Origin of the sequence: Lentzea sp. NPDC051838 (genome assembly GCF_040681245.1) — a bacterium.
Taxonomy (GTDB): domain Bacteria; phylum Actinomycetota; class Actinomycetes; order Mycobacteriales; family Pseudonocardiaceae; genus Lentzea.
The window spans coordinates 311089-324075 of record NZ_JBFAYI010000004.1 but is presented as its reverse complement, the minus strand read 5'-3'; the positions used below and the strand labels follow the sequence as shown (position 1 = coordinate 324075).

Genomic DNA, 12987 nt, shown 5'->3' with positions numbered 1-12987 from the left:
ACATGGCAGACGAGAGCGTGGAGCTCAGCCCCACCGAGTGGGTGCAGAACCAGACGAAGAAGATCCTGGAGACCGGGACCACCGAGGGCATCAAGGTCCTCGGCAAGCCGATCGTGCTGCTGACCGTGCGCGGCGCCAAGAGCGGCAAGCTGCGCTACACCCCCGTGATGCGCGTCGAGCACGACGGCAGCTACGCGGTGGTGGCGTCCAAGGGCGGCGCGCCCGAGCACCCCACCTGGTACCACAACATCAAGGCGCATCCGGAGATCGTGCTGCAGGACGCGACGGTGACGAAGGACTACGTGGCCCGCGAGGTCGACGGCGACGAACGCTCCCAGTGGTGGGAACGCGCCGTCGCCGCCTACCCGTCCTACGCCGAGTACCAGACGAAGACCGACCGGCAGATCCCCGTCTTCGTGCTCGACCCGGTCAGCTGATCCTGATCGGCGCGGCCACGCTCGGCGTACCGGCGTTGTCCAGCGCGAACAGCAGGTAGTTGCCAGGAGGGGCGATCCCGGCGTCGGACGGGATCGCTGCCCGGTACGACGTCGGCGAGGCCGTCGTCGCGGACAACGGGACGCGACGCTGGTCGTTGTCGACCGAGTGCGTCACGGCGCTGAGCCGCATCAACGCGAACCCCTTCACCGCCCGGTCGGTACCGATGGTGATCGTGGAGCCATATCCCGCAGTCGACGGCGCCGAGGTGATCGCCGGACGGGCCTTGCGCGTGCCGTCCGGGTTCAGCAGGTAGGGCGGCACGAGGATCTGCCCGTCCGGGTGGTTGGTGGCGCACTTGCCGCACAGCCCGCCGCCGCCGGAGAACACCGTGCCGTCTGGCAGCAGGTTCGCCACGCTGTGGTAGTTGCGGGGCGCCGCCATCGGGGCGAGTTTGGTGAACCGGCCGGTCGCCGGGTTCCACAGTTCCGGCTCCAGCACCGAGTTCTGGTCGCTGAAGAGCACCGCGCGGGTCTGCCCGCCGACCACCACGACCGTGCCGTCCGGCAGCACGACGCTGTTCTGGAGTGCGCGCGCCGCGGCCATGTCCGCGACTCTGCGGACGGTGGGCGTGTTTCCGGTGATGTCCACTGTGTACGCGGCTGCACTCGCATCGGAGTCGTCGTACGCCGGCGCGCCGCCGACCGTGAGGATCTTGCCGATGTCGTACATGACGGCGTTGCCGTTCATCGCGTCGTTGCCGCGGGTGCCCGCGTCGGTGACCTTGCCCCGACCCGCGGTGTCGATCCAGTGCATCGTCGCGCTGGGACCCGCGTGGAACACCCTGCCGCCGCTGCCCGCGAAGAGCCACGCGTGGTTGTCCGCGCGGTAGACACCGGCCGGGTCCGCGGTGAAGAACGGGTTCGGCCGCACGTCCGGCAGCGCCGCCAGCGGTTGTCCTTCGGCGAGAACACTTCGCCGGACTTGTTGCCGCGCCCGCCCGACCACGAACCGCCGACGGTGAACACCTCGCCGGTCGAGAGCGTCGTCTGGCCCTGATAACCCCGGCTGATGGTCATGTCCGGCGCGCCGCTCCACGTGTCCGTGCGCGGGTCGTACAGGCTGGCCTTCTTCGCGTTGCTGCCACCGGTGACCAGGATGCGGCCGTCAGCGAGCATCGACGTGCCGGGGCAGAACATGTCGTGCCCGGTGTTCTCGACCTTGCGTCCGGTGACCTGGCCGGTGGTCAGGTCCATGATCGCGGTCTGGGTGTAGCCGTTGGCGCCGCCGAAACCTGTTGCCGCGTAAGCAGACCACGTGAGCAGCCGGTTTCCGGGCAGCACCGCCGAGGCAGCAGGCACGATCGGGAAGCCCAGCGTCGGCCCCCACTTCCCGACGACGCTCGGATCGCCCTGCGACGGTGGCCGCGGTCCGGGGTCGCCGAGCAGGTCGATCTCCGCCGCGCTCGCCCACGGTCCGCGCCCGCCCGCCTCTGACAACGCCGTAAGCCTTATGTAGCGCGCTGTGCTCGCCTCGAACGAGATCGTCTTGGCCGCGACGTCGTCGGCGAGCGTGCCCGTCACGACCGGTTCGCCCCAGTTCCCGTCCAGGCTCAGGCGGATCTCGTACCGGCCGATCCGCCCGTTCCCGCGATCGGCCCGGGGCGTGTACACCAGCCCGGACACGCGCTGGGCGGTTCCCATGTCGATGGTCAGCCACTGCGGCAACGACGTGGCGGTGCGCCACCGGCTGTGCCAGATGGTCGCGGGGTTGCCGTCCAGCACGTTCGCCGTCTCACCGCCCGAGTCCTCGCTGCTCGACGAGGCGACCCAGCCGTTCCTGGGCAGCTTCTCCGCCGCGGGGATCATCGCGGCGGCGGCGATCTCCTGGTGGTGATGGGATTCCTCCGGGTGCTCGCCCGAGAGGTGGGGTGAGATCGCCGCGACCACGGCCAGAACCAGTGCGAGGTGGGTCGGTCTTACCAGTGTTCTTCGCTTCATTCCCTGCTTTTCTTGCTCATCACCAGGCGATCGGTAGCCCGGAGAGGTAGGCGCCGAGCTTCCCGGCGATCAGCCGGTGGTCTCGCGCGGAGAAGTGCCAGTCGCAGCCGAGCCGGTCGAGCGCCGGATCGCTGTAGTTCCAGTAGCGGACGCGGTCCTTGCGCTCCTGCACGATCTGGCGAACCGCGTCGGCGAACGTCCCGGAGGCGTCGGGTGTGCTCACGACGATCGTGGTGCTCCACCCGTACCGGGTGCGGAGCTTGTCGAGGAATCCGTGGTACGCGGACTTGTACGCGCTGACCAGGCTGTTCTGGTCCGGCCACTGCTCGCCGGGATGCAACGCCGTGGAGAAGTCGTTGGTGCCCAAGCCGACCACGACGACCTGCGGCCTCCACGTGCCGGGGTTCTGCCACACGTCGCCGTCGACGTTCAGCAGCGCGCGGTCGTAGTAGGTGCGGTAGCTGGTGCCGGGTTCGCCGCCGTTGTAGTTGCGGACCATGCCGCGGCCGGAGAAGGCGTTGACCTGGTAGTCGGCGTTCAGCGCGCGGGCAGTGAGGGCGCCGAAGCTGACGTCGGTGTTGGTGTTGCGGGCGACGCCGCCGTTCGCGGAGCAGTCGCGGGTGGTGGAGAGGTTGCCGTAGCCCGCGGTCAGGGAGTCGCCGATGAGCTCGATCTGCCTGGGGCGTGCGGAGGGCCGCGCGAGGATCGCCCCGCCGTTCGCGGCGACGAACCCGCCGAACTTCCCCGCCGCCCAAGGGCTTTCGGTCCGCTTGATGAGCCGGACGCGGTGCTCTTTGTTGCTCAGGTTGCCGGCCCAGTAAGTGGTCTTGCCCGGCATCACCAGCGTGGCGACCGTCGTGCCGTCGATCTGCACGTCGTAGTCGTTCGCCGAGTCGTCGAGCACGATCCCGACCCCGGTGCCGCGGAACCTGCCTTCGAAGTACACGCCGGGCCAGGTGAACTGGCCGGACGCGGTGACCCTGCCCGCGGTGTGCGCCTGGGCGAGCGGGTTCGCCGCCAGTCCCACTCCGCTGGTCGTGACCAACACCGTCAACGCGGCGACGAGCGCCGACTTGAACCGCTTCACCGTTACCTCCGCAGGACGTCGGTTGGAGCGTCCACTGTGGACGATTGATGGATCGCTCCGGGAACTGTTCCGAGACCAGACCAAGGCAGTGGTTGAATGTTCCACTACCTTAGTCTGATCTTGGCCGCGCTCAATCAGCCGTTCGGACCGATCAGGTCGTGCCGGTGACCGTGCTGCCGGACTTGGTGACGTAGTAGGTCACCTTGGCCCCGCTCCAGTAGTGGAACGTCAGGATCACCCGTGCGTTGTCCCGCACGGCCGCGAAAAACTCGGGCTTCAGCCTGGTACGGCCGTCGGTGTAGTTCGGCGTGAACGTGTAGTCGAACTCCTTGAAGGAAGTCCAGTCCTGCGGGCCGGCGTTGCTGCCGTCGTCGTACTTCGCCTCCATCGTGGCGAGCTGGTCGCCGCGGAACGCCGTGGGGACGTCGAACGACGCCGTGGTCCCGGTGGCGGCGGACAGGATCGGTGTGTCGTAAGTGATGACGTAGAGCTTCCACGGCACGCCCTGGGAGAAGCGGGCTGTCAGCACCGCGTTCGTGCCGTAGGCCCGCGAACCGCTCAGCCTGGTCAGCGCCGCCGCGGTCAGGGTGAGCTGGTCGCCCGAGATCGTGTAGTCGTTGCCGCGCACGAGTTTCGTCGTGCCGTGGTAGAGGTCGGTGAACGAGGTGCCGTTGAGGTTGAGCGCGATCGTCCTGGCCGTGATGGCGCTGGATCGGGCGCTGAACACCTGGTCGGTGTAGGCGGTGCCGGACCTGGTCGTCCAGCTGGACTTCAGCTGCGCGTAGAGCTCCGGTTCGCTCCACTGGAACGAGGTGCGGCCGAGGTGCTGGCCGTTGTCCCACAACATGGTGGTGACCTTCTTGGCGCGGGCCTGGTAGCCGAAGTACTCGAAGAACTTCAGCTTCTCGCCCTGCTCGATCGTGCCGGTGTGCCGGTCGAAGCCGAGCAGGCCGTACTCACCGATGATCACCGGGATGCCCCGCGCGACGAAGCTGGTGGACACGCGGTCGAACGTGTCGGTGACGTCCTTCTGCGCTGTGGCGTCGAACCTGGTGCCGCCCGCGATGTTCACGCTGAACGGCCAATAGCCGTAGTAGTGCACGGTGGCGATCAGGTTCGGGTCGTTGAAGCCGCGGATCTGCTCCACCAGCGGGTCGACGTACGTCTGCTCGGACGAGGTGTGCAGGGTCGGCAGGACCAGCAGCCGCGTGGCGTTGTTGCCTCCCGAGCGGCGCACGACGTCGCGGAACGCCGCGTTCAGCTCGCTGTTGAGCGCGATCTCCTGCGGTTTGCCGGTGCTGCCGGTGAACTGCGGCTCGTTCCAGCTCTCGAACGTGAGCTTCTGCCCGAACTCCGCGAAGGCGCTCGTCAGCTGCGTCCAGACCTTGGTGAACCGGCTCAGCACCTGGTCGTGCTCGGTCGGCATCTTCCAGATCCACTGCCACGAGTCGTGGTGCAGGTTGATCATCACGTACAGGTCGCGCGCCAACGCCCAGCGCACGACCTCCTTGACGCGACCGAGGTACGCGGCCTCGACCGTGCCGTCGGGGGCCATGTGCGCGCTCCACGTGACGGGCAGGCGGATGCTCCGGAACCCTTGCGCCTTCACGTTGTCCAGCAACGCTTCCGTGATGCGCGGGTTGCCCCACGACGTCTCGTCGCTACCGGTCGAGTCGAGCGTGTTGCCGACGTTCCACCCCGGCTGCATCGCCGCGGTGGCCTCCATCGCGGTCAGCTGCCTCCCGGCGTGCACGCAGGTGACGCCGTTGAGCGAGAACGACAACGGCGCCGTGTTGGCGGCCGACCAGGTGCCGCTGAAGCCGAACGTCACGGTCCCGCTCGCCGCGAGCCTGGCGTTGTAGCCGGCGTCCGCGGCGGTGACCCCGCTGCCGGACTCGGTGAGCCTGGCGTTCCAGGCGTGACCCGCCTGTTGCCCCGTCGGCCACTCCCAGCCCAGTTGCCAGCCGTCGAGCGCCGTGCCAAGGTTCGTCACGGCGACGTTCGCGACGAACCCGCCGTCCCACTGCCCCGTCACCGAGTACTCGACGCGGCACCCGGCCTCCGCCGCCTCGGCCGTGGTCACGGGGATGGTCATCGCGACCAACGCACCTAGAAGTGTTGCTGCAGTTCGTAATCCGAACATGAACCCCTCACAATCGTCAGTGATCGTTACGAGCCCTGCTGGTAGTCGAACCAGTCGAAGTGGACGGTGCCCGTCGCGGCGTACACGCCGATGACCCGCCCGGTGAAGCCACCGGCCACCTCCGTCGAGAGGTACCGGCCGTCGAGCGCGGCGAGCACGGTGACCGTGCCGTCCGGTTCCTCGACGCTGAACGAGATGGTGTCCGGTCCGGAACGCGCGTCCCGCAGCTCTCGCGCCTCCTCGACGCGCACACTCAGCACCAGCGGTCCCGCCGCCGGCCGTGCCGCCACGATCGTCCTTAGTGGACCGACACGGGCGATCACCCGCACCTCGCCGGAGCCGGCCTCGATCTCGTAGTGGTGTTCCTCGTCGAACCTCACCGCGAGCCCGCCGCTCCCCGCCGCCGGGTCGATCAGCGTGCGGGCCGTGCACGACAGGTGCTGCTGACGCCGGCCGACGAACACGACCGCCGGGTCGTCCATCGTGGAGCCGCGGGCGTGCAGCGTGAGCCAGCCGGCCCGGTCCTTCGTGGTGCAGTGCTGCTCGGAGCGGTCGCGCGGGGAGATCCAGCACGGCCGCAGGTCGCTGTCCTCGAAGTCGTCGTGGTCGGAGAACTCCGAGGCCGGCGCGGAGACCAGGTCGCCCACCACCGGCCACCCGTCGACCCAGCTGACTGGCGCCAGGAACGTCTCCCGCCCCAGCACGTGCCACCCCGGTGTACCGCCACCGGGCCGCACCCCCAGGAACACCATCCACCACGAACCATCGGGTCCCTGCACCAGATCCGCGTGCCCGGTGTTCTGGACGGGCTCGTCCGTGCTGCGGTGCGACAGGATCGGGTTGGCCGGACAGGGTTCGAACGGTCCCTGAGGCGACGGGCCGCGCGCGATCGAGACGCCGTGGCCCCGTTCGGTACCGCCTTCCGCGATCATCAGGTACCAGTGGTCGCCGATCCGGTACAGGTGCGGCGCCTCCGGGGCTTTGGCACCGGGCGTGCCGGACCAGAGCCGTCGCGGCTCACCGAAGGTCTCGCCCGAAGTCGGATCAACGCGGTACTGCGACACCCCGGCGACCGTGCACCAGCAGTTGCCCTCGTCGTCCCAGGCGAGGTCCGGGTCGATGCCGCCCACAGCGGGCAGTGGGATCGGGTCGGACCACGGGCCGGCCGGGTCGGTGGCGGTGAAGATCATGTTGCCGCCGCCGTGACTCACGCTGGTGACGATCAGCCAGAACCGGCCGTCGTGGTGGCGCAGGGTCGGTGCGTAGATCCCAGCCGACGACGGCGTTTCCGCGGTCAGGAGCAACTGGCTCGGCCGGGTCAGCGCGTTGCCGATCTGCGTCCAGTTCACGAGATCACGGCTGTGGAAGACCGGGATGCCGGGGAAGTACTCGAAACTGGAGCACACCAGGTAGTAGTCCTCCCCCACCCGGCACACGCTGGGGTCGGGGTGCATTCCCGGGATCACGGGGTTCGTCACCGGTCAGCTCCTCTGAACAGGACGGCGGAGGGTGCGGAGGGCAGCGTCAGCACGAGCCCGGACGAGTCGGAGAACCATTTCGCCGCAGTCGAAGCCGGGTAGAGAAGCTCCACATCGGACAGACCCGGCACCGTCACGGTGTCCTCCCCGCCGCGCCGCCAGACGAGGAGGTAGGTCGACAGCCTGAGGGCCAGCCACGGGTCGTCCCACTTGGGCAGACCGAGCGGCCACGACGGCACCGCGTGCGGCAGATCAGAGCGAATCTCCTTGTACACGGCCAATGCCTCGTGCACGAGTTCGCGCTGCGCAAGGCCGAGGTCCGCGAGCTTGCCGGACAGGTGGACGCGTCCGAGCAGCGCGCTCGCCATGGTGAACGCGACCTCGTCGAGCGAGTCCTCCGGTTGCGGATAGGCCCAGACCGCACCCTGCTCGGGCGTGACGGCGGTGGGCGCGGAGGCCGCGATCGGCGCGTAGCGGGCCAGGTCCTGCTGGTCGCTGGTGGACTGCAGCTGCATCCGCGACAGCAACGCGTGATCCAGCCGCATGCCGCCGGACGCGCAGTTCTCCAGGACGAGGTGCGGGTGGCGGTCCAGCACGGCATCGAGCCAGTCGAGGTGAGCCCGGTTGTGGCCGAGCAGACCGTCGGCGGGGCTCTCGCCGGGACGAGCGCTGGTGCCGGAGCCGGGGTTGATGTTGTGGTCGAGCTTCAGGTAGCCGACACCCCAGCCGACCAGGCGGTCCACCACCTCGTCGAGGTGGGCGCGCGCGGCGGGGTGACGCAGGTCGAGGTGGTGGCGGCCGCAGTCGGTGACCCGCACGCCGTCACGGCGGAAGAACGCCTCGTCCGGCAGCGACGCGGCCACCGGGCTGCGCACGCCGACGACCTCCGGCTCCAGCCACAGGCCGGGAACCAGGCCGCGGTCCCGGATCCGCGCCAGCACCTCGCCCAGGCCACCGGGGAAACGAGACTTGGACGGCTGCCAGGCACCGACGGTGTCCCACCAGTTCTCGTCCTTCTCGGCGTACCAGCCGGCGTCGATGACGAAGTACTCCGCACCGGCGTCGGCCGCAGCATCGATCAACGGAAGCAGCTTGGCCGTGCTCGGATCGCCCATCAGGCAGTTCATGTAGTCGTTGAAGATGACCGGCAAGCGTTCGTGATCCGGATGCGGGCGGCGGGTCTCCCGGCGGTAGCGGGTCAGCGCGGCGAACGCACCGTCCGGCCCGTCCTCGCTGAACGCCAGCGCTACGGGCACCGTGCGGAACTCCTCGCCGGGCGCCAGCAGCCGGCTCCAGCCGTGGTCGTGGTCCTCCGGTCCGGACAGCGCGACGTAGGCCGCGCCGTCCTGCACGCCGCATTCCCAACGCCAGCCGCCGCCGTTGTGCTCGATCTGCCACACCCACGTACGGCCGGTCTTGCGCTCCGTGAGCCCGCCCATCGGCAGGTGGCCGCAACTGGACCACACACCTCGTCCGGCGACGATGAACGCGCTCTTGGCACGCTCGACCAGGGGCTCGCTCCGCCACCGGCACTCCGCGAGCCAGTCGTTCTCCGCCCACAGCACCTCTGCGTCGTCCGGTGACGCCAGATCCTTCGCCACCAAGGAAGTGACCGACTCCAGGCGCACCGGCGAGGTGCCCTCGTTGCGCACCAGGACTTCCGCGCGCACGACACCGTCGAAGGACTGTTGCAGCACCTCCACGGCCAAGCCGGACTCTTCGTCGAACGGCTGCTGCCCCAGCCGCGCCCCGATCGCTGTGCCGACGAGCCGGTTGCTCGACCAGGTGCGGCCGTGCTCGGCGGTCGTGATCTCCACCGTCATCACGGCCGTCCTTCCCGCAGCACCACGCATCCGCCCGCCGGAACCTCCTCGACCGGCCCGCCCGTCAGCAGGTCGTGGACTGAGCTCGCCAACGACACCGGCTCAGCGCGGTGGTTGAGTACGAAGTGCCAGCGGCAGTCCTCGCCTTCGCGCGTGACCACTTCGACGTTCGGCGGAAGGCCCGCGAGCACAGGACCGACGCCGACGGAGTCCAGCAGTTCGGCGACCAGTGCCGCGTGATCCACTCCGTCGAGCCGCGTGGACAGGTACCAAGCGGTGCCTGCACCGCAACGGTTTCTGGTCAGCGCCGGGGAACCGGTCGGGTAGGCGGCGATCGTCTCGGCACCCTCGACCCGCAGCGACTCGCTCCACGCCGTGCCGTGCGACCCGTCGGAGAGCGCGATCCTCTCGCCGCGTGCCAGCGGCCGGTGCTCCTCGACCCTGATGCCGAGCGCCTCCCGCAGCGGTGCGGCGGGAAAACCGCCGAGCCTGGCGTGCAGGTGCTCGTCGACGACTCCGCTGAAGTGCTGCACGAGCAGGGTGCCGCCGTTGACGACGTACCGCCGCAGGTTCTCGGCACCCTTGTCGGACAACAGGTACAGCGCCGGCGCGACGACGAGCCGGTAGCGGCTCAGGTCGGCTTCCGGGTGGGCGAAGTCGGTGACGACACCCGCGTCCCAGAACGCCCGGTGCGCCCGGCGCAACGCCGGGTGGTAGGCGAGCTCGGACGAGGGCAGGCCGTCGGAGTTCAACGCCCACCACGCGTCGGAGTCGTGCAGCACCGCCACGTGCGCCGTGACCGTCGAGCCGGCCACCTCCGCCAGCCGCGCCACCGCCGCGCCGGTCTCCTTCACCTCGCGGAACACGCGGCTGTCCGGTCCGGCGTGCGGCACCATCGCCGAGTGCCACTGCTCGGCACCCGCTTTCGACTGGCGCCATTGGAAGAACAGCGCTCCTTCCGACCCGCGCGCGATGTGGGCGAGCGAGTGGCGCAGGATCTCGCCGGGCTGCTTGGCCAGGACGCGGTCGCCGTTGTAGACGGTGCTGGTGCCCTGTTCCATCAGCAGCCACGGTTTGCCGCCCGCGAACGAACGGGCGCGGTCCGCGGCGAAGGCGGCGTCCGCGGCGGCGTCGAGGCCCGGCGCGTCCGGGTAGTGGTCGATCGCCACGACGTCGACCTCACGGCCCAGCGCCCACAGGTCGATGTTCTGGTAGCCGGGCAGCATCAGGTTGGTCGTCACCGGACGATCGCTGTGGGTGCGGATCGCGTCCCGTTGCTCCCGGTACGCCGCGATCACCTCGTCGGAGAAGAACCGGCTGAAGTCCAGTGTCTGGCCGGGGTTGCGGTGCCATTGGGTGGCGCGTGGCGGCAGGATCTGCTCCCAGTCGCCGTACCGCTGGCTCCAGAACGCCGTGCCCCACGCCTCGTTGAGCGCGTCAAGCGAGCCGTACCGCGCACGCAGCCAACCGCGGAAAGCCGCGGCGGTGTGGTCGCACCAGCACAACGTCGCGTACTCGTTGTGCACGTGCCACATCGCCACCGCCGGGTGGTCGCCGTAGCGTTGCGCGAGTGCTCCGGCAATCCGCCGGGCCGCCGCGCGATAGGCAGGAGCCGTGAGGCAGTAGGTGTCGCGGCTGCCGTGGGACAGCCGGACGCCCTCCGGCGTCACCGGCATCGCGTCCGGGTGCGCCAGCGTGAACCACGGCGGGGGCGAGGCGGTCGGCGTGGCCAGGTCGACCGCGATGCCGTTGGCGTGCAACCGTTCCAGGTGCGCATCGAGCCACTCGAAGTCGTAGCGGCCCTCCTCCGGTTCCAGCAACGCCCAGGAGAACACCCCGACCGTCGCCAGGTTGACCCCGGCCTCGCGCATCAGCTCGTCGTCCTCCTTCCAGACCCGCTCGTCCCACTGCTCGGGGTTGTAGTCGCCACCGAACGCGAGCCCTCGCGTGATCACCGCGCCTCCCGCACGGGCAACTCGGTCCCGTCGCGCAGGAACAGCGGGATTCGGTCGATCGGCGCCGCGACGACGATCGTCTGTCCTCCGCAGTGCTCCTCACCGGTCCACGCGTCGGTCCACCGGGCTCCGCACGGCAGGTGCACGGCGCGTTCGCGGACCCCCGCCTCGGTGATCGGAGCCACCAGCAGGTCGGGGCCGAGCAGGAACTCGTCCTCCACCTGCCATGCCACCGGGTCGCCGGGGAACTCCAGGAACAACGGTCGCATCGGCGGCACACCGGTCTCGCTCGTGATCCGCATCTGCTCCATCACATAGGGGCGCAGGCGTTCCCGCAGCCGCAGATGCGCGGCGAGGATCTCGTAGGCCTGCTCGCCGTACGACCAGACCTCGTTGGCCAGGCCGGTCATCCCGGGCTCCAGCACCTGCTCGGCGCCGCGGAAGCCGTGCAGCCGGAACAACGGGCAGAACGTGCCGTACTGGAACCAGCGCACGAGCACCTCGCGGTACGCCGGATCATCAGGGTCGCCGCCGTGGAAGCCCCCGATGTCCGTGGTCCACCAGGGGATTCCGGACATCATCACGTTCAGGCCCGCCTTGATCTGGGTGCGCAGCGAGGCGAAGTCCGTGCCGATGTCACCAGACCACAACGCGGCGCCGTACCGCTGCGCACCAGCCCACGACGACCGGTTCAGCGAGATGATCTCGGTCTCCCCCTCGGCCTTCAGTCCGTCGTGGACAGTGCGGGCGTTCTCACGCGGGTAGAGGTTGCCGACCTCCAGCCCGGGACCGGCGTGGTAGCGCAGGTTCTGCTGGTGGCCTGGCTTGAGCTCGGGTTCGCCGGCGTCCAGCCAGAAGACCTTGATGCCGAACTTCCGGTAGCCGTCGTGAATCCGTTCCCACACGTACTCGCGCGCCTCCGGGTTGGTGGCGTCGTAGAACGCGACCTGCGCGGAGTAGGCGCCGAGCCCCTTGTCCGGCCAGTCCGCGTGCGCCATCGGCCCGGCCTCGGTGCCGATGAACAACCCCTGGTCCAGCATCGGCGCGTGGTTCTCGCTGGCTGGGCTGACGGACGGCCACACCGAGACCATGAGCTGGACGCCCATCTCGTCCAGCTCGCGCACCATCGCCGCCGGATCCGGCCACTCCTGCGGGTCGAACTTCCACTCGCCGAGATGCGTCCAGTGGAAGAAGTCGCAGACGATCACGGACAACGGCAGCCCACGCCTCTTGTACTCGCGCGCGACCTCCAACAGCTCGTCCTGGGTGCGGTAGCGCAGCTTGCACTGCCAGAACCCGGCAGCCCACTCCGGCAGCTCCGGCGCGTGCCCGGTCGCGTCCGCGTACGCACTGAGCACCTCGGCCGGCTCGCCGGCGGTGATCCAGTAGTCGATCTGGCGCGCGCTGTCCGACACCCAGCGCGTGCCGGTCTCGGCGAGCTCCACCCTGCCGATCGCGGGTGAGTTCCACAGCAGGCCGTAGCCGCGGTCCGACACCAGCAACGGGATGGTGACCTCGCCGTTGCGCTGCACCAGGTCGATCACGGCGCCCTTCTGGTTCAGCATCCCGTGGGTGTGCTGGCCGAGGCCGTAGAGCCGTTCGCCTTGGTAGGCCTGGAAACGCTGCTCCAGCCGGTGGTGGCCGTTGCCGGTCGGGGTGGCGAGCCTCGGGCCCGGCCACCAGAAGTGGGCGGGCTGCTCGGCGAGCAGTTCGGTGCCGTCTTCGGTGTTGAGGAACGTCAGCGAACCCGCGGACGCGCGAAGCCCCGGGGTGAGCTTTCCTTCGGTGTGCGCGTCGATCCGGACCGTGATGCGGCCGTTGACGAGCGTCGCGTGGTGCTCGGCGATCTTGATCTGCGCGTCGCCGCCGTCCGGTGGCGTGGCTTGCAGTGCTCCGGGGAGATCGTCGAGCAGCGGCCCGCCCGGTGTCGCCCTGACCCGGACGGCGTGCGGGCCCCAGGCCTCGACGCGCAGGGTCTCGCCCTTGGCGCGCCATTCGAGGGCGGTGCCGAGGTCGCGGAAGTGGTGGGGCATGCGGAACTCCTCGCGGATGTGAAGTGCGGGAAG

9 protein-coding genes are annotated in these 12987 nt (G+C 69.5%); 1 reads left to right on the top strand and 8 read right to left on the bottom strand.

All coding sequences use genetic code 11. The features are described 5' to 3' along the window. Positions 1-2: 2 nt before the first annotated feature. A complete protein-coding gene (locus AB0M24_RS12740) occupies positions 3-437 on the top strand; it encodes a nitroreductase family deazaflavin-dependent oxidoreductase (protein ID WP_363765191.1) in 435 nt (144 codons plus the stop codon). On the opposite strand, the gene AB0M24_RS12735 is transcribed toward AB0M24_RS12740, so the two are convergent. The 8 genes from AB0M24_RS12735 to AB0M24_RS12700 all read right to left on the bottom strand — a co-directional run bounded on the left by AB0M24_RS12735 (position 430) and on the right by AB0M24_RS12700 (position 12954). Beyond that, on the bottom strand, positions 430-1251 hold the full coding sequence (locus tag AB0M24_RS12735) for a galactose oxidase-like domain-containing protein (RefSeq protein WP_363765188.1): 822 nt from the start codon (positions 1249-1251) through the stop codon (positions 430-432). The two genes, AB0M24_RS12740 and AB0M24_RS12735, sit on opposite strands and share 8 nt — an antisense overlap. Continuing rightward, entirely contained in the window at positions 1182-2435 is a 1254-nt protein-coding gene (locus tag AB0M24_RS12730; protein ID WP_363765185.1) for a discoidin domain-containing protein, read from the bottom strand. The genes AB0M24_RS12735 and AB0M24_RS12730 overlap by 70 nt, the downstream gene beginning before the upstream one ends. A 19-nt stretch (positions 2436-2454) precedes the next feature. Beyond that, a complete protein-coding gene (locus AB0M24_RS12725; RefSeq protein ID WP_363765182.1) occupies positions 2455-3522 on the bottom strand; it encodes an SGNH/GDSL hydrolase family protein in 1068 nt (355 codons plus the stop codon). 151 nt (positions 3523-3673) lie between these two features. Next, complete coding sequence (locus AB0M24_RS12720; protein ID WP_363765179.1) at positions 3674-5617, bottom strand: cellulase family glycosylhydrolase; 1944 nt, start codon at positions 5615-5617, stop codon at positions 3674-3676. A gap of 74 nt (positions 5618-5691) precedes the next feature. Beyond that, positions 5692-7143 (bottom strand): glycoside hydrolase family 43 protein, encoded by a 1452-nt coding sequence (locus tag AB0M24_RS12715; RefSeq protein ID WP_363765176.1) that lies wholly within the window; start codon positions 7141-7143, stop codon positions 5692-5694. Further along, the gene (locus tag AB0M24_RS12710; protein ID WP_363765173.1) at positions 7140-8966 is read right to left on the bottom strand and encodes a glycoside hydrolase family 36 protein; all 1827 of its coding nucleotides are present in this window, start codon (positions 8964-8966) and stop codon (positions 7140-7142) included. Before AB0M24_RS12710 ends, AB0M24_RS12715 begins: the two co-directional genes overlap by 4 nt. Further along, positions 8966-10921 carry a beta-galactosidase gene (locus tag AB0M24_RS12705; protein WP_363765170.1) on the bottom strand — a complete coding sequence of 652 codons (1956 nt, stop codon included), beginning with the start codon at positions 10919-10921 and terminating at the stop codon, positions 8966-8968. Before AB0M24_RS12705 ends, AB0M24_RS12710 begins: the two co-directional genes overlap by 1 nt. Beyond that, complete coding sequence (locus AB0M24_RS12700; protein WP_363765167.1) at positions 10918-12954, bottom strand: glycoside hydrolase family 31 protein; 2037 nt, start codon at positions 12952-12954, stop codon at positions 10918-10920. The genes AB0M24_RS12705 and AB0M24_RS12700 overlap by 4 nt, the downstream gene beginning before the upstream one ends. Positions 12955-12987 lie beyond the last annotated feature (33 nt).